Source organism: Shewanella algidipiscicola, assembly GCF_003605125.1.
GTDB lineage: Bacteria > Pseudomonadota > Gammaproteobacteria > Enterobacterales > Shewanellaceae > Shewanella > Shewanella algidipiscicola.
In genome coordinates this window covers 80,997-99,054 of the sequence record NZ_QPQT01000002.1, presented here as the reverse complement: position 1 = coordinate 99,054, position 18,058 = coordinate 80,997, and the positions used below count along the sequence as shown (strand labels likewise).

The 18,058-nt window shown below is 47.9% G+C and carries 17 protein-coding genes; all 17 read right to left on the bottom strand.

Translation table 11 applies throughout. The features are described from left to right. Window positions 1-45: 45 nt before the first annotated feature. Window positions 46-627 carry a Maf family protein gene (locus tag DVO77_RS02575; RefSeq protein ID WP_119977158.1) on the bottom strand — a complete coding sequence of 194 codons (582 nt, stop codon included), beginning with the start codon at window positions 625-627 and terminating at the stop codon, window positions 46-48. Window positions 628-629: 2 nt separating this feature from the next. After that, a complete protein-coding gene (mreD, locus tag DVO77_RS02570; RefSeq protein ID WP_110455708.1) occupies window positions 630-1,118 on the bottom strand; it encodes a rod shape-determining protein MreD in 489 nt (162 codons plus the stop codon). Further along, complete coding sequence (gene mreC, locus DVO77_RS02565) at window positions 1,115-1,990, bottom strand: rod shape-determining protein MreC (protein WP_119977157.1); 876 nt, start codon at window positions 1,988-1,990, stop codon at window positions 1,115-1,117. Before mreC ends, mreD begins: the two co-directional genes overlap by 4 nt. Before the next feature lie 123 nt (window positions 1,991-2,113). Continuing rightward, window positions 2,114-3,163 carry a rod shape-determining protein gene (locus DVO77_RS02560; RefSeq protein ID WP_110455707.1) on the bottom strand — a complete coding sequence of 350 codons (1,050 nt, stop codon included), beginning with the start codon at window positions 3,161-3,163 and terminating at the stop codon, window positions 2,114-2,116. A gap of 220 nt (window positions 3,164-3,383) precedes the next feature. Next, window positions 3,384-8,030 carry a DUF6701 domain-containing protein gene (locus tag DVO77_RS02555; protein WP_119977156.1) on the bottom strand — a complete coding sequence of 1,549 codons (4,647 nt, stop codon included), beginning with the start codon at window positions 8,028-8,030 and terminating at the stop codon, window positions 3,384-3,386. Beyond that, a complete protein-coding gene (locus DVO77_RS02550; protein ID WP_119977155.1) occupies window positions 8,023-8,451 on the bottom strand; it encodes an MSHA biogenesis protein MshP in 429 nt (142 codons plus the stop codon). The genes DVO77_RS02555 and DVO77_RS02550 overlap by 8 nt, the downstream gene beginning before the upstream one ends. A 61-nt stretch (window positions 8,452-8,512) precedes the next feature. Further along, window positions 8,513-9,337 (bottom strand): PilW family protein, encoded by an 825-nt coding sequence (locus tag DVO77_RS02545; protein ID WP_119977154.1) that lies wholly within the window; start codon window positions 9,335-9,337, stop codon window positions 8,513-8,515. Between the two features lie 19 nt (window positions 9,338-9,356). Then, window positions 9,357-9,875 carry a type II secretion system protein gene (locus tag DVO77_RS02540; protein WP_119977370.1) on the bottom strand — a complete coding sequence of 173 codons (519 nt, stop codon included), beginning with the start codon at window positions 9,873-9,875 and terminating at the stop codon, window positions 9,357-9,359. 121 nt (window positions 9,876-9,996) lie between these two features. Next, complete coding sequence (locus DVO77_RS02535; protein WP_119977153.1) at window positions 9,997-10,443, bottom strand: pilus assembly FimT family protein; 447 nt, start codon at window positions 10,441-10,443, stop codon at window positions 9,997-9,999. 173 nt (window positions 10,444-10,616) lie between these two features. Continuing rightward, complete coding sequence (locus tag DVO77_RS02530; RefSeq protein WP_119977152.1) at window positions 10,617-11,147, bottom strand: type II secretion system protein; 531 nt, start codon at window positions 11,145-11,147, stop codon at window positions 10,617-10,619. 17 nt (window positions 11,148-11,164) lie between these two features. Then, window positions 11,165-11,683 carry a prepilin-type N-terminal cleavage/methylation domain-containing protein gene (locus tag DVO77_RS02525; RefSeq protein ID WP_119977151.1) on the bottom strand — a complete coding sequence of 173 codons (519 nt, stop codon included), beginning with the start codon at window positions 11,681-11,683 and terminating at the stop codon, window positions 11,165-11,167. 59 nt (window positions 11,684-11,742) lie between these two features. After that, window positions 11,743-12,375 carry a type II secretion system protein gene (locus tag DVO77_RS02520; RefSeq protein WP_211328753.1) on the bottom strand — a complete coding sequence of 211 codons (633 nt, stop codon included), beginning with the start codon at window positions 12,373-12,375 and terminating at the stop codon, window positions 11,743-11,745. A gap of 75 nt (window positions 12,376-12,450) precedes the next feature. Beyond that, the gene (locus DVO77_RS02515) at window positions 12,451-12,942 is read right to left on the bottom strand and encodes a hypothetical protein (RefSeq protein ID WP_119977150.1); all 492 of its coding nucleotides are present in this window, start codon (window positions 12,940-12,942) and stop codon (window positions 12,451-12,453) included. Window positions 12,943-12,990: 48 nt separating this feature from the next. Further along, window positions 12,991-14,208, bottom strand: coding sequence for a type II secretion system F family protein (locus tag DVO77_RS02510; RefSeq protein ID WP_119977149.1), 1,218 nt, complete (start codon window positions 14,206-14,208; stop codon window positions 12,991-12,993). Window positions 14,209-14,210: 2 nt separating this feature from the next. Beyond that, on the bottom strand, window positions 14,211-15,968 hold the full coding sequence (locus DVO77_RS02505; RefSeq protein ID WP_119977148.1) for a GspE/PulE family protein: 1,758 nt from the start codon (window positions 15,966-15,968) through the stop codon (window positions 14,211-14,213). Next, window positions 15,965-17,149, bottom strand: coding sequence for a tetratricopeptide repeat protein (locus DVO77_RS02500; RefSeq protein WP_119977147.1), 1,185 nt, complete (start codon window positions 17,147-17,149; stop codon window positions 15,965-15,967). Before DVO77_RS02500 ends, DVO77_RS02505 begins: the two co-directional genes overlap by 4 nt. Continuing rightward, window positions 17,146-18,054: an ExeA family protein gene (locus DVO77_RS02495; RefSeq protein WP_119977146.1), complete on the bottom strand. Its 909-nt coding sequence runs from the start codon at window positions 18,052-18,054 to the stop codon at window positions 17,146-17,148. Before DVO77_RS02495 ends, DVO77_RS02500 begins: the two co-directional genes overlap by 4 nt. Window positions 18,055-18,058: the final 4 nt, after the last annotated feature.

Below are 18,058 nucleotides of genomic sequence, written 5' to 3'. Positions count from 1 at the left end.
AAGGCGTTAGCGTTATTCTCAACACTACAGCTAATTAGTTCAAAATTATAATACCTGCATCTTGCGCAGCAGGGCTTTGGTTTCCACTAAGGGCAAGCCAACAACCGCCGAATAGCTGCCTTGTATCGCTTCGACAAAACACCCACCTAGGCCCTGTATGCCATAGGCTCCGGCCTTATCCATCGGCTCTTGGGTGGCAATATACGCGAGGATATCTTGTTGTGTTAGGCCACAAAATTGCACTTTAGTTTCAACGAGGCTCGCTAGCGTCTTAGCCCCATCGGTCACGGCGACCGCCGTCATCACGCTATGCTCGCGTCCTGACAACTGTTGCAGCATCTGCTCGGCATCGGCTTCATCTACCGGTTTACCTAAGATCTGTCCATCGAGCACGACTATGGTATCAGAGCCCAATACCACTGCGGGTGACTGGCCATAAAGTGCCAAACCAGCTTGAGCCTTCTCCACCGCGAGACGCTGTACAAACTGGGCAGCAGTTTCACTTGCTTGGTGACTCTCGTCGATATCGGCGGCTAATACTTCAAAACGAAATTCGGGATCGGCCATGCCAATTTGGGCTAATAATTCGCGACGACGCGGAGAAGCTGAGGCTAATACTAATGTCATATTTATCTCACTTTATAGATACGCCGCACCCGTCTGAGCACCCAAAAGACCCAAGGCCAAATGATTAAACTCGATACGGCAGGTAAAAACAGGCTGACATCGAAACTGGCCACATCAACCACAAACTCGACCCAAAATACCACCAGATGGTGCAAACAGACCAAACAGGCAATCACTAGGGCTTGTTGCCACATGGGGAAGGTGCGCAGGCGCTGAAAATTCAATACCACCACATAGATAACTAATGACATCGACAAGGCTCGAATACCCAAATGTGCCCCGAGTAAAATATCCAGCAGTACGCCTAAGATCCACGCAGATAAGATATTGTATCTATGGGGCAACGCCATCACCCAATAGATCATTACCAGCAAGATCCAATCGGGTCGCCAGGCCTCTACTATGTTAGGTAACGGCATGATTTGAAACAGCATCGCCACCAAAAAACTTAACCATACGACCCAGCGGCCGTTGGGAACATGCATACTCATGGAGTTACCTCTACCGCAGCGGCGTCAGGCTTGCCGAGTTCAACGCTGCTGAGCGCGGCGTTACCATCGGGCCACAGCAACAGTAAATAACGGATCCTATCTAATGCCGCCAGAGGCTGAGCGGTGACGGTGGCATAGCTCTGGCCATCGTCATTATCGACGCTAATAATCCGTGCGACTGGGTATCCTTCGGGAAAACGCTTACCTAAGCCGGATGACACTAAGAGATCGCCAACTCTAAGATCGGTACTCTTAGCGACGTGGCGTAACTCCAGTTCGTCAATTTCCCCCGTGCCTTGTACCATCAGGCGTACATCATTGCGAGTCACTCGCACCGGGATGGCGTGGGTGGCATCAGAGATCAATAACACTCGGCTAGTGAGTTCGCTAATCTCCACCACTTGACCCACGACCCCGTGAGCGTCCACCACGGGCTGTCCGACAAACACGCCACTGCGAGCACCGTGATTTAATACTACATAATGGCGATAAGGGTCGCTGGCCACTTCCATCACCTCTGCGACCACCTTTTTGGCATCCATATGCACAGGAGACCCCAGCAGGGAGCGCAGGCGATCATTTTCTTGGCGCAGGTGTTCAAAGCGTTGCAGACGTTCACTCATTAACAGTTGTTGGCGTAACAACTCTTTGTTTTGTTTAGCCAACATATTGCGGGTCGCTAAGCTCTCTGCCGACCAGTCGAGTAGCACACCTGGAATGTTAGCTATGTATTGTAAAGGGCTTAAAATGGAAGAGATGGATTGACGTACAGGTTCTAGCCTGTCGTTAGCCACCAGCAGCATCACCGACAAGATGATTGCCAATGTTAGCCTGAATTGATTTGAAATACCGCGCGCAAAAATGGGTTTCATAACACACTTAAGGCAGCTAGCTGCTACAACCTGAACAACGACGCAAATCGAGCCATGTGGTTAAATGGCGAAGAAACTCACCTAACCGGGTTGCCAGCATTAAGCTGCCTGTATTAAATCGAATTAACTTTCTTCTGAAAAGAGATCGCCGCCATGCATATCGATCATCTCTAATGCTTTTCCGCCACCACGAGCGACACACGTTAGTGGATCATCGGCAAGCATCACTGGGATTCCGGTTTCTTGCATCAATAAGCGGTCAAGATCACGCAGCAGTGAACCACCACCGGTAAGCACCATGCCGCGCTCAGAGATATCTGATGCCAATTCAGGAGGCGACTGCTCTAGCGCCACCATGACAGCACTCACTATGCCAGATAGCGGCTCTTGCAACGCTTCTAAAATCTCGTTGCTGTTAAGTGTAAAGCTGCGCGGAACCCCTTCAGCAAGGTTACGGCCACGCACTTCAATTTCCAGCACTTCATCACCAGGGTAGGCGGTACCAATGGTGTGCTTGATCCGCTCTGCGGTAGCTTCGCCAATGAGACTGCCATAGTTTCGACGCACATAGTTGATGATGGCATCATCAAACTTATCACCACCAATACGCACAGAAGAGGAGTACACCACGCCATTTAGCGAGATAATCGCCACTTCGGTAGTACCACCACCAATGTCGATAACCATAGAACCTGTGGCTTCCGATACCGGAAGGCCGGCACCAATTGCCGCCGCCATAGGCTCTTCAATTAAGTAAACTTCACGAGCACCCGCCCCCATCGCCGATTCACGAATAGCTCGACGCTCCACCTGAGTCGCGCCAACAGGTACGCATACCAACACTCGTGGACTTGGACGGAAAACACTGTTGTTATGCACTTGCTTAATGAAATGCTGCAGCATTTTCTCAGTGACATAAAAATCGGCAATCACACCATCTTTCATTGGTCTAATGGCCTGAATATTACCCGGTGTACGGCCCAGCATCTGCTTGGCTTCTGTGCCTACCGCAGCAACAGACTTTTGCCCACTGCTGCCGCGTTCGCCACGAATAGCCACTACCGAAGGCTCGTTTAACACTATGCCCTCTTCGCGAACGTAAATTAAGGTGTTAGCCGTACCCAAATCGATCGAAAGATCGTTAGAAAAAATGCCACGCAGCTTCTTGAACATGTAACCAGCCTGTCTCAGTGGAGTCGGAAAAAGAAAAATCAGGTAACTTTATCAATCGCCCCCCGATTCCACAAGGATATTATGCGGATCCCACCATAAATATCTGTTCATCTGCGAGGTTTGCATTATAAGTGACGTTAGCGGCAGAATTACGCGCCTTATTGCGGCCATTTATGCCTGTACAGTGCACAACGACAGCCGTTACCCAGTGGCCATGAGCTTAATGCACTTCACGCCAAAATATCACCTTATCGTGACCCCGATAAGTGCCAAAGTAAGCGCTTGCGCGTGGGTCGTACAAGTTACTTGGCAAAACACCATCGTAATCCCAAAACCATTTTAACCAAGGCTCAACATGCTGCTTTAGCGGCACCTCACCCGTTTTGTTTGGAATAGAAAAATAGATAAAGCCATTGCCTAGCCTGAGCTGAGTGTTCTGTATGGTTAAGCCTGAACTGGTGTAGCCATTCAGCTCAGGAAAGCCCGTCGGTGGCTGCATATATAAGCCAGTCGTTGACACCTCGCTCACATCAGCTGAGGTTTGAGTATTATAGATAGAGCAGTTATCTAAATTGTTGGTCACCCAAGTAGCCTCTCCTGTTGGCGCAACGCTGCTGACATACTCGGCGCGCAGCGGCAAACGTAGGCTCTCCGACTCAGGACCATAGCCATTATCTAGCACCATACGGCCATAACGTAATTGCACCTCATCATTGAGACCGATGTCATCAAAGTTGATACCGCTACAACTGGTGCTCGCGTTGGTTTGATAGCAAATATTATCGCTATCTTTAACATCATCGCTTGATAGTTGTAGCTCTAGCAAAGCATCGAACGGCGCAATCGGCGTTGGGCTACGATTATAGCTGAGCGAGCTGTTGAGCAAGTAAGCCGAACGCGCAATATTGCTATTGCCTGGCAAGTAACGCACCTCTCCAGCATTGACCTCGGCTAAGGGCGGTAACGATGAGCCTGCGGTATTGCTAAATATCCGCTTATCCCAATTATTAGAGTATTTCCACCAATCACCAATCTGATAGTTTTTGGTTTCATTACCTTGCTTATCTTTACCGATAACCAATAAACGCGGTTCTAGCCCAGCCTTAAAGCCAAACGGTTGATCCATATAGGTGAAACTGCCACAAGCACTCTGTAATGATGGCTCCACTGGGGTGGCGGTTAAATAGTAAGGTGTAAAGCGACCCATGTTGCCGCTCGTCGCGCCAGGGGTACTATAGCCAAAATAGCTGTTAGGTTTAGGTGTCACCGAAAACTTGAATACTCCGACTTCAGAAACTGACTGTTTAATAGTCTGCTTTCCAGTTTTTTGCTCATACTCATCCAATCCCAATGAGCCTTTCTCACCACCATCTGCAATGGTAGGAAGCACTAACTCATGGGTTAGTGTTATCCCCTTTAAGGTGAAGTTAGGCGTCAGCGCATTGCCGCTACAAATATCGCCATCGCTGTCAGACTCCCATGCCATTGCCTTTACTGTCATATCAAACTCTTCACCAGCTTTTTTATATACAGGCCCAGATACACTGCAATCGCTGCACACCTCTGAATCGATACATAAACCCACAGGACGACGGACAAACTTGTTACTGCCGTTCATCACTAACCCCTGTTCGTCGCCACTGCCTATATATCGGGCATTTAGTTGCATCTCACCGGCATCGGCATAGTTGACATCAATAATCGCTTGCCCTTTGTCATCAAAGCTAAGCGTCAGCTCTTTTGCTTTATCAACCGACTTACCGACTGGACTTTCAATACCCGCGACAGTTACTTTTACAGGCAAGAAACCATTGTTTGGAGTAATATAATCGCTCCAAAAATCAACGGTTTTACCTCCTGTAAAAGCGGGGACACATTGCAAACTTTCACCATCTTTCTTAACTGCTTTAACTAAAATATTGGTTGAAGGCTTATTAGAGAGTTCATCTGGCACGTCAAAGACAAAGCCACTCTCGGCGAAGCTCAGCGTACAACTTGCGATATCTAAATCTCCACTTCCTTTACGGCAAAGAGTATTGCTGCCCGCAATGGTTGATGGCGACGAACTACTGACGCCAATGGTGACTGGAACTGTGGTATTGGATCTTAAGCTAACAGTGCCAATTCCATTGCTTATAGTGACAATATTGCCACCGACCCACCCACCATTAGTCATATTGGCAGGTAAAAGAGTCGCTGTAACCGGATTGGTAAATAGATCGCATTGGGCATTGCGACATGCCCGAATCGTCATCGACTCAGGATTACAAGTTAATGGATTACTCGAGTAATCAAACTCAAAATGATGCACCTGCTGACCCACAGGTCGAGAATCAAGAGCACAAACCTCAAAATTATCAATCTCATGATTGTTATTAGCGCCACCAGTTGACCCCGTAATAGACAGATAAAAATCTGCAGGGACACCGCCTTGACCATTAATGTTTCTCGCATCAAATTGAGGAACTAATACCTGAAAGCCATTACCATCTTTAATGTCCCGTTCGACCAGAACCAGTGCCTTGTCAGCCTGCCTAGAATCAACCGTAATTCGATATCTATGATTAGGCTTAGCGCTATTGGTTCCTCTCACATCAATTGTTGGGGATATATTGGCTCTAGTCCCCGCTAAGTACATATAACCACTATTATTTGAACCACGTATAGCAACTGCCTGCTGCCTAAACCCGGGGCCACCACGTTTACCTTCATTAGGATTAGAGAAATTGCCATACTCATCTAGTCCAATGCCTATCCAGCCCCCTGCAAATCCGGGGGTTCCGTCATCTCTTTGTGCGTATCCTAACGAACCGCCAAAGCTGCCAGGTTGAGGTGTAATAGCAGCGTCAGACAAAATAATGGCTACACCATCACCGCCGGTACCTGATGAAGGTGACCAAGCAAAATAATCAAATTCAACTTGAACTAAGTTGTTTTCTGCCGGGAATAACCGCTGAAAAGTACTCGATGTTGCCTGATTGCCACTCGCTGGAGTAATCCTCATCCGCTGTGAATTGATCGCAGGCGGCACCGAACTACCTAGTGTTTTAATTGCCCAATCACTGCCGAGATCTTGGCGATTAAAATCATCTTTAAAGCACCCAAGCTGGGGAGTATCGTCAATGACTTCCAATGCCACAAAACCATATCTTTCAGCTATATGGTTGCGCTCACTATCTTGATACTGATCCTCATCTGTTACCATGCTGACTTGAGTATTGGTTAATTGACAGCGCCTCAACCAGCCACCATTATTACCATTACGAGAATGTTTTCCTGCAACTACGGTTGGTTCATTTTCGAATCCAATCAATGATGTAAGGTAGTTACATTGTATTGCCAAATCGACCGTACTATTTAAATTAATCGTTTGAGCATCCGAACCAAACTGATAACGAACATTTTTCCCACCTAACTCAATAATACCGTTGCCAGTTTTAAGGGCTAAATAAGCCACTCTCTCAGCATTAAGCTTATTGAGCTGAATATTTTCAGGCTGACATCGTTTATTTCCAAAGCCATTACCACTACCCGCATTAACGACTTCAGATACATCAATACCGACAGAGATACTGCTGTTGTTCCATTTCGCCGTACTCGTCAACCAGCAATTATTTTGAGTAGATTGAATTTGATTGAGTACTACATCATACGGTCTGCTCATCGATACTTGTTGATAATTCTCTGAGTTTCCATAAGAAGGAGTGCTAACATTGACAATACCAGCCTCAATGTAGCTCCCATCAGATAATTGATGTTCACCCGCAGTAACGGCGATCCAATGAACCTCCGTCATCTGCTGAGATATTTGTTTTGAGCCAACAGGCTGCCTTTGTTGCCAAGTAAATCCACTACTGGTTACTTGAGTTACAAAAACCGATGCTGGGCCGTCATTTTGGGGGGCATTGCCATCAATCATAGGCATTACAAAAATAAGAGGAGTCACTCCTGACTCAAACGGAGTGTCAAAAACAACATTTGTAGAGGTAGCTTTACCGAATTGTAATTGAGAAGAAGCAGCTTTAATCCCTGCGTTGATCGTGCCACCATTCATCCTTAAATAGCGGCTAGTAACCGCACCGTTAATAGTCGATGACCCATTTACCGTGACGATATCATCACTATAAAGTTTCCCATTTAATAAAGTGCCGCTATTAAGCGTAAAATCATCATAGGCAACTATAGTCAAAGCAGCACCGTTGGCTTCATTAACCTTCGCACCATTTAACTGCGATGAGTTACCGATAAATAAACGCGCATTACCTTGGAGGATAAGCTCGGCATTTTGATTTAATTGTAAATTTTCAATCCAATAGTCTCCTGCAGGAATAATGAGTTTGGCACCATTACCCATGGCGATGTTAGCCAAACGATATTCAGATTGAGACGCTGATAAGGTCAATGTACATTGAGAATATAGAGAAACTGAACCGAACTGCGATTGACCGTCAAAACCTAAGCTTAGCTGATCGCCATTTTTACAATAACCTAAGCCATTAACACCATTACTATATCGAAAGCGATTGGAACCGCTCATCTTCAAGCCACGAATATCGGTTCCATCAATGGTACACTTCCTATCGTCGCCCACGCTGTCGTCACAACTTTGAAAGGATAAACCTGAGCCATCGTTAACAGAGCAATAATCAAGTGATGCACCACCTGTGCCATTAATCTTACCCGTACCATTTATACTCAGCTGATAGCCAGTAATTTGATGGCATAAGTTATTATTACTACCGTGATGCCCCTGAGCTACGCTGGGGAAAACAACGCTTTCGTCAATAACATCGAATGCCAACGACGAAAAACTCACAAGCACTAAAATTATGTAACCTAAAGCCGCTAACAGATATTTATTAATCACGGGCCTCGACCTCCACTTTACGGTTAACTCTCATGCAATTATCGCCGTCGCAATTACCGACTAAGCAGGTTGCCTCGCTGGTGAGCAGGTACTGAGTCACACCAGCAACTTCAGTCCCATTACAGGTCAAGTTGACAGAGCAGCCATGGAAGCCGACAACATCAGGCGGTGTCCATGTACTGTTAGTAGCGCATACTCGATCAACTGCTAATCCACTTAGCGGAAATAACTTCGCTAAGGCCACATCTGCGCCGCTATTAGCCGTAGCAAATGCCCGTGTGCCCAATACTTCTAAATTCACCTGCTCATCGGCGTCGCTCAAAATATTGATCAATGCCGCTGCCATTAAAAACATCACAGTGATGATAAAGATACCTATCACTAGCGCGCTGCCTTTTTGACTCGCCTTTATGCTAACCATAGGCAGAGCTCGAATCGTTCGACTATTCATTCGGCTAGGGGTTGTGAGTGAGCGATGAAAGTTAAGGGACATTGATCACCTGCACTTGATGCTGATATTGAAACGACTGACCATTCACCTCAAAAAGTGGTGACAACTGCACCACAGCATTATTGATCAGCGTTCCAGGGGTATAGCTGATAGCTGGCTGGTTCTGCAAATTATTGGTGACATTTTCCGCCATCAACACGCCTGTTCCCATCTGACTTGGAGTTGGCTGCGCCGACGTCAAATTATAACCGCCATAACGCCGCACTTCTCCAGAGGCTAAGAAACAGTAACTCACGGCGCCATTAACCATAAAATAGCGCTGCTGCGGCGATGCCTGGGCAAAGCGAACGGCGCGGTCAAACTCAACGTCATTTCCCGTCACCTGCTTAATGTCGAAAATATGTCCTTCGCTGCCCGTTGCAGTACCACCATATATTTGAGTGGGGGTTAATGGGTAAACCACCATTTGATCACTCTCGTCGATAGCGGTCGATGGCAGCATGATCAACCCACTGCTGGCTGCGACGTTTGGCGCAATAGGCAACTCAAGGTAACTGGCGCTGCTTTTTATAGGGATAAATTCAATGCATTGATAGGATAGCGGTGATGTTTTAACCCGAATACTGTTAGGCAACGCATTACGCAGCTCACGGGTCATACGCTCGATGGCAAAGCGGCTCTGGCTCAAGACTTGATCGACCGATGTCGACTCAATAAAAATACGAGTGCCGAGAATAACAAAACTGCTGACTCCCACCACTAAAATGCCGAGAATGATGATAACCGTAACCATCTCAACTAAGGTAAAACCTAAGTTTTGGCTGCGCGCTTTAAGGCCACTGAAACGATTATTCATCGCCTGTTATCCGCATTCATTAATAGTTACTCCGCAGCGCATTGTAAGTGATCACTTCACCATTTGGAGTAGTCACATTTATCGTAACCAGCTTGCTATTTTTATCACTATAAGGATAAGTCACGCTGACCGACAGCTGGTAGTTGAGGTACTCCTCGGCATAGGTTCGAGAGGAGTTCAGCATCTGGCTTGATTGAGTCAAGCCATGATAATCGTCGACATCGCGATAAGCATTTCGCGCTAAGCCTGCTGCGCCAAAATCAACTTCGTCGGTACATGCATCCCCAGCAGGAAGGCCTAAATCGGAACGTGCAGCGGCGCCGCATGCTGGCACGCCGCCATTAGGGTTGGTATTCTGATCATAACGCTTACCCCAAATCTCATTTAACAGCGAATGGGCCAATTCGGCGGAGCGTACGCGGTGCAAGGTTTCGGCAGCGCGATCGGCTTGGGGAAACAGCATGGTCGACAACATCACTAAGGCAATGCCCAGTACCAACATGCCAACGACAAGTTCGATCAGGGTAAAGCCTTGCATCCGGTGCTGAGCAGCGTGGCGACTATAGCTTACGCTTTCACTGTTAGCGATAACAGGCTTGGCGCTTTGGCCCATAGAGGGTTCAGGATTAACCTCGTTCAAGTGAGTAATCACCTTAATATCAACGCCCATGGATATAGCCCTGACCTTCGATAGTAATGTTTAAGGTGTCATCGGCGCTAACCTTGATGACACATCCCAGCCCGCAAGCTGTCACGCCACCGTCACGGTTAAACACTAATGAAAAATCACTACTATCATTGAGATTAATTGATGTATTGCTAGGAAGCTTTTGTGCTGTGCCAGTAACAATCACTGAGCTGCAGTCTGTTTGATAGATCATCATACGATAATCACTGGCCGTCACATCAACGCCATGACAACGGTCTTGATTATTTATCGCCATCAACTGTACTCGTCTCAGCTCGCCAATAAACTCATCACGCAGGGTAAAGGCACTATAACTGGAACCAGTAAAAAAACGCGGCAAGACCACCACAGACAAGATGGCAATTAACATGATGGTGGTCACTAGCTCTACAAGGGTAATGCCTTGCTGTTTTCCCATTGATATTCCGCCCACAAGCCGCTGATAGCGTTATATTTTCTAACAACTTAATCAGTATGGCAAATAATGCCGCCCATTTCAGATTTTTCTAGCACAGCTTGGTAAAAATGATGCGCATAAAAAAACAGTGACAAAAAAGGCCTGCTAAGCAGGCCTTTTCATTGGGTGTTTTATTAACAACCCGTGGTCACACTGGTGATGGCTAAGGTGCCGTCAGTATCTGTTACGCTGTTTTCATATTGGACGTAACAAGCGCCTGTATCCGGTGCATCTGCTTTAGGGTTGTCTTGCCCTTGAGGGTAAAAGTAGATGCTCTTTTCTGCACCGACTTCCAAATAAACCCACTCAGTCGTCTCATCGGTAGGTGACTCCGCAGAGGCATCAATATCCAAAACATGCTCTAAGCTGCCGGTCCATACTGGAGTAGGGTGGCCGAAGTTCAAGTTTACCTCTTTATTTTTTGCAACGGTAACTTTAGGCGCAGGGGTCTCAGTACTGGCTAAAGCTTCATTCCCGGCAATCAGCGACTTGGAATAGACAAGGCTATCGCCCCCTTTCAGCGCCGCCTCTAAGCCGGCGATGGTCGATGCGCGCGCATCACTCTGCAAGTTGATAAACTTAGGCGCGGCGGTGACCGCTAAAATACCTAAGATAATAATCACCACCACTAATTCAATCAGGGTAAAACCTTTTTGCTTGTTCATTATCTGTAATTCCTTAATTAACAACCTGAATCTTCAACTTTATAGGTAGGCGCTGCACCCTTAGCTGCGGGGTGCTTGTATTCAACCCAACATTTTACTGTGGCTGATGGAGTTTTGTCACCTGGGTGGATGATTATCGCATCCTCAATCTCGGTTGTAACGTTAGGAGAGTCAACAATGACCCATTCAGGCGATGTTGAAGTGGTATCAATATCGAGCACCTCAACGAGATCGGCTGATGCATTATTTACGTAGCCGTATACCGCATTCACCTTAATATCGTTATCTGCATCAGTATCACCTTTATCATCAATAATTACCTCAGCAGTAGGCTTAGACTCTTTGCCCTGAATCGCAGCCTTAGAGTAGACTAAGGCATTCGCCCCTTGCAGTGCACCTTTTACCCCTTCTAATGTCGAGGCGCGTGCATCACTTTGCAAGTTGATAAACTTAGGCGCGGCGGTAACCGCCAAGATACCCAAAATGATAATCACGACGACAAGCTCAATAAGCGTAAAGCCTTGTTGTTTTTTCATACTACGTTTCCTTTGTTCAAAAAATAATAAACTGATATAAACGGCTTAGCTTAATGGTATTAACGAGTGAAACTCACCACCGCACCTGTAGCGGGGTTATAAGTGATCCCTTTACCCACATCTAAATCTGGAGCTGGGGTCGCTATACCCGTGGTTTGATCCAAAGCCAATGAATTGACCTGATGATAGACACACACATCTATATTGCTGACCGCGTCACCATTGAGATCGACCGCATTGCCACCACTACCGTCTAGCACTCTCACGGTAAATCTTTGATTACGTGCATCTTGGGTATAAAGCACATTACGCGGTGGGCTTTGTAATATGGCTTTAAACACCCCTTGGCAACTGGCATCGCTCATCTGGGTGACGTCGGTAACATCGGAGGTGCTAGACGTTGTGCCGGTTGGGAAACCAAAGCGTGGGTCTACTGAAATAGTGGTACCATCGAGCACTACACTGTTCACATTACGACCATCGACTTCCCACTGTGAACGCACAAAACTCACCGCGGTGGCAAGCCCACCAGCGACACCGTCGACACTGGCATCTTCGGCATCATCGGTCACATTAAGAAAGCGCGGGATGGCGGTTGCCGCTAAAATGCCCAGGATCACGATGACAATAACTAACTCAATAAGCGAGAATCCTTGCTGTTTTAGTCGTCCCATCTTGGTGGTCATATTCATATTTATTGCCTCTATGGTATATGGCGCTAATTCTAACAGTTACTCAAAAATTAGAAACCATGGATATCTCGATATTTAGTCATTATTTCTCCAGCTTACTCGTCCGCTATTGAGCTGATAACTTAACTTGTCACCATTGCCGCTAACATACTCACATGCTGGTCCATTATCGGTTGTCACAACTATCACATCGACCCGGTTAGGTTTGGGCCCCAGCAGTTGCAACCACAACTGCCAACATCCCGCCTCGTCAGCGTGTTTAAGCGTTGGCAACCCCTGCCTATTTAGCAGTAGCGGCTCCAGCTTAACGCTAGGGCTCGCCTCACCTGTCGACCAGTTCAGCAACAAACTGTCGGGTCGGCCTTGGCTTAACCATTGGGAACGCACCATAGCAAGCACATTCACTAATCGGGTATGTTCAACTTTCAGCCCTTGGCTAGAGACTTGCTCAACACCGCCCATAAAGCGAAAGGCTAATACGGTTAAGATGATCAACACCACCACTATGGCGATTATCTTGCCATAAAGCTGTATTAGTTCACTATCGGCGAGCTGTTGGCGCTGCATCTAATACCGACCCAATGCCTGCCGAATATAGGTCCGTTGCCTCATTTTTCAACCCCCTTTGACCGCATTGAGCATGTCCCACATCGGCAAGTAAATTCCTAGCGCCAAAATTAAGACTATGACTGCGACAATCCCAATCAAAATAGGTTCTAATTTTGCGGTGAGATTTTTGAGATCATAATCGACCTCCCCTTCATAAAAATCGGCGGCATCGTTTAGGAGCTGATCGATTTGTCCTGTCTCTTCACCCACCGCCACCATTTGTAACACTAGCGGGGTAAACAACTGGCTCTGATTAGACACCCGCAGCATAGAGTCCCCCGACTCAATACCGCGACGCATCGCCACTATGCGGTCATGCATATAGGCGTTATCGACCGCATCGGCAACTAAACTGAGCGCTTGGGTCATAGGCACACCAGCACTGAGCATCATCGAGAAACTGCGGCAGTAACGTGACAGCGTCGAACGCTCGATAATGCTGCCCACCGCGGGGATGTTGAGCTTCCATCTATCCCATTGCTTCTCACCCTTTTCACTGTTATGCCAATAGCGGATCCCAACAAAACCCAGTAGGAGTCCCAGCAATAATACATACCAATAATTGACAAAAAAGTTCGAGGTAGCGATCAGCAATTTGGTCGCCCAGGGCAGATCGGCACCAAAACGAGAGAACATCTCGGCAAACTTAGGGATCACCATAATATTAAGCACCACCATGGCTAACGCTACGGCGATTAACACAAAAATGGGATAACGCATCGCGGCTTTAATCCGGCGGCGGGTCTCTTGTTCGCGCTCGATATAACCTGAGAGCTGAATAAAAGCATCTTCGAGCTTACCCGTGTTTTCTCCCACATGGATCATCGACACAAACAGCGCATCAAAGACATCAGGATGATGATTCATCGCCGACGACAGGGGGCGACCGGCGGTCAACTGCTCTGAAATGTCCTTTAACGCCACTTTCATCCGCTGTGAATGGCTACTCTCTGACAGACCCGCGATGGCGCGCAAGATGGGGATCCCCGAGCGGGTTAATGAATACATCTGCCGAGTAAAGATTTGTAACTCATCTAGCCCTACCTTGCCTTTAAACAGGGTTCCTAAATTAAAGTCACGCTTAGGTTTAGTTTCAATCAGCTCTAGAGGGATCACCGCGCGCGACATTAATTGGTCGGCCGCAGCGCTCGCCGACACGGCGTCGAGTAGTCCCGTCACCGCCTTGCCTTGGGCGTCTCTCCCACGATACTGATAAACTGGCATGGTTACACCCTATCCTGATGGCTATGCACTTCACTCGCCAGCGGCATTCTGGTCTCGGATGCCTCCTCGACCAACTTAGCCACCTCTTCTATGGTGGTGATCCCTTGGGCAAGATAATCAAAGGCCGATTCGGCCAGCGGCGTAAAGTTAGGGCTAAGATAAGCTGCAGCAGCAAAATCTTGCGGATTACCACGGCGCATCGCCTCAATCATGGCATCATCGAGCTCTAAAATTTCAAACACCCCCACGCGGCCACGATAACCGCTGCCACCACAGCTTTGACAACCTGTACCAATACGCAAATTTACTTGGGAGAAGTCACGTCGGCTTACCGAATTAAGCCAAACTTTATCTTGAGCGTTCATATCAAAGGGCTGCGCGCAATGCTCGCACACTCGGCGTACCAAACGCTGAGCAATAATGACCCGCAGAGCGCTGGCCACCAAGTAACTGGCGGCCCCCATGTCGAGTAAGCGCAGCGCACTAGTGACCGCATCGTTAGTGTGCAAGGTCGATAACACCAAGTGACCGGTAAGTGCGCCTCGCAGGCCAATTTCGACCGTTTCTTGGTCACGCATCTCGCCCACCATGATGATATCGGGATCTTGGCGTAACGTGGTGCGCAATACATTAGAAAAATCGAGGCCAATTTTATGATTCACCTGCACCTGATTGATGCGAGGCAATTGGTATTCAACCGGATCTTCAACAGTAATAATTTTACGGTCGGCGGTGTTTAGCTCACTTAAGATGCCATACAAGGTCGTGGTTTTACCGCTACCTGTTGGCCCCGTCACCAGCAACATACCATGGGGACGTTTAATCTGTTGCCTTACCCGAGCCAGCATCGCGGGCGGCATGCCGGTTTCATTAAGCGTTAACAACCCTGCGGATTGGTCAAGCAAACGCATTACCACAGATTCGCCATGATAAATGGGCATAGTCGACATACGTACATCAATCTTATGGCCCTTGACCTCCATATGAAAACGCCCATCCTGGGGCAAGCGTTTCTCAGAAATATCCAACCCGGCCATCAACTTAAGGCGCAGCACTAAAGCCGAAGCAATATTGACCTCTGGTAGAGTATGCTCTTGTAACTGACCGTCGATACGCTGACGAATGCGCAGTACTTTATCACCGGGCTCGATATGAATATCCGAGGCCCGCATCTGCACCGCGTCCTTAAAAATAGACTGTAACAGTTTAACCACAGTGGTTTCATTATCACTGTCGTCATCGGTCAAGCTGGCCAGATTAAATTGATCATCGGCGGCATATTCTTCATCTAACTTGCCCGCAATCTGGTCAATTTCACCAGTACGACGATACAGGTTATCGAATGCGTGCAACAGTTGAGTTTCGGTCACTACCGCAATTTGGATCGTTTTCGGGGCAAGCAACACCTCTATGTTGTCCATCGACTGCAGATCGGCCGGATCGCTCATGGCTACCAATACGCTATCACCATGATCTTCAACGACCAAAGCACGATAACGGCGCGCCTGAACCTCAGGCAATAAATTGATCACTTGCGGGGCGATCGCCCGGCGGCTGATATCCAAAAAGGGAATATTAAGCTGTTGAGATAAAAACCTCAGCAGCTGCTCTTCACTGATATAAGCCAAGTCGATTAAGGTGCGCCCCAGTTTTTTACCTGTCTTTTTTTGCTCCGCCAAGGCCTGTATTAGCTGCTCTTCACTAATAATGTGTTCTTGTACCAACAGGTCGCCTAAGCGCATTTTTAACTTGGGTTTCACTCAACATCTCCTAACTGCGCTAAACGCTGGTCGATAAATGCAATGGCAGAGGCCGATAGGCCATTGAGTGCCAACGCCTGACGATACGCCTGTTTAGCCAATAAAAATTCTTGCTGAGAGTCGAGTGCATAGGCCAGCCCCATCCACCATTTTGCTTGATTAGGTTCGACTCTCGCCAACTGGCGATAACTCTGTTCGGCCAACGTAAACTGTTGTACTTGCTGCGCTAAATGACTCTGCATAGTCCACTTTTGCACCGCGAGTTCATGCTCATCCGGGATAGTGGTTAACACAGCTAATGCCTTATCTATTGCCCCCGACGCCTCATACACTCTGGCTTGCAGCAGGGCATAATCAACATGCTCAGGATATAAGACTCGTCCTTGCGCTAACGTATCGTCGGCATCGCCGAGCCGCCCTTGGCCATAGTAGAGCGCTGCTAAATGTTGCCGAGCTTGATGCAGGCTAGGGTCGAGGCGAATCGCCTCAGAAAAATACTCTTGCGCCTGCGCAAGCTGCCCCTCATTTTGGGCCGTTTGTCCTAAAGCAAAACGCTTTTGTGCCAGCGCCGCTGGCGTTAGCTTAACCTCTGTGACGGCCATCGCTCCTGCAATTGGGCTGGGGTCTGCCTCTGTAGACTGGCGCGCACCGCCATCACTCACATCTCTGGTGGTTAGGGTGTTTTTGAGCTCTGTGTTTTTAATATCAGCATTCATGCCTGCATCGTCGCCATTAGCGGCTGCTGAACTGATGTTTGTCTTGGCATGGGTAGAGGCATTAGCCGTCAATAAAGAGGGATTTATCTCCGCGGTGGCCACTTCAGACTGCTGCGACAATGGCTTTTCTGCTGCCACGTTTTGATAGTTTGTGAGCACTGGCTCAACTGACTGAATTAATGCACGCTCTTGTGCCACTACCTCTGTTGTCGACCGCTGAGCTTGTTGTAAGTCTTGCTCAAGCTGGGTCTTATCTTGAGCTAATACAATCAGCTTCTGCCACGCGATAGTGGCGCCTATCATGCCGCACACAGACAACAGCAGGAGTAAAACCCAAGGTAATAGACGTGAAAAGCCATTCGGTGCTGCCGCAACATACTGCATGTCAGGTACAGGTAACGTATCTAGCGAATGAGCTTGCTGGCGCTTATCGAGATCTTTGAGCATGGTATTAATCACACTCATACTAATGCCCCACTCAACCAGCTCCACACAGCGATAGACAGTACTGATAAGGTGGCAACACCCGCCAACCACCAGCGTGGGCTGCGCAGCTCAGATCCCGCATCTTCAGTATCATTAATGGCGGCGCGAATATGACGAGGCTGCACTTGTGACGCCCCTTCACCAAAGGCCAATAACAGCGCCTTATGAGACAAAATATTGATCAATCTAGGGATCCCTCGTGCCGCTTTGGCAATACGCCGACAGCCACTGGGTGAAAATAACGCGGTGCCTTGATAGCCCGCAATGTGCAACCTATGGGTGAGATAAGCGGCTGTTTCGTCGATGGTTAATGGCCTTAAACGATAACTAAAAGTGATCCGCTGCCTTAACTGACGAAACTGCTTCAAGCTCAAACGCTCATCTAATTCTGGTTGAGCGAATAACACTACCTGTAATAACTTGCGGCTTTCGGTTTCGAGATTAGTAAATAACCGCAGCGCCTCCAGACTGTCATCAGGCAGTGCCTGAGCCTCATCTAACACCAGTATTATCGAATGACCATGGGCGGATAACGCAATCAACTGTTGCTGAATTAAGCTAGTCAGCTGCTGTTGATCGATATTGGCTGAATATTTCAGCCCTAGCTCTAAGGCGACAGCCCAACGCAGCTCAGCGGGCGTGAGATAAGGGTTAGGCAGATATGCGCAATGGAACCTAGCAGGAATATCATTAAGCAACTTACGGCAGATAAGAGTCTTACCTGTGCCGACCTCACCAATCACCTTGATAAAGCCTTCGCCGGTTTGCAACGCCGTTTGCAGCACTTGCAGCGCCTCAACATGAGGCGCTAACCCAAAGAAAAACTCCGTATTGGGCGTTAATGAAAAGGGGGTCTGCGCCATGCCAAAGTGCTGCCGATACAAGTGA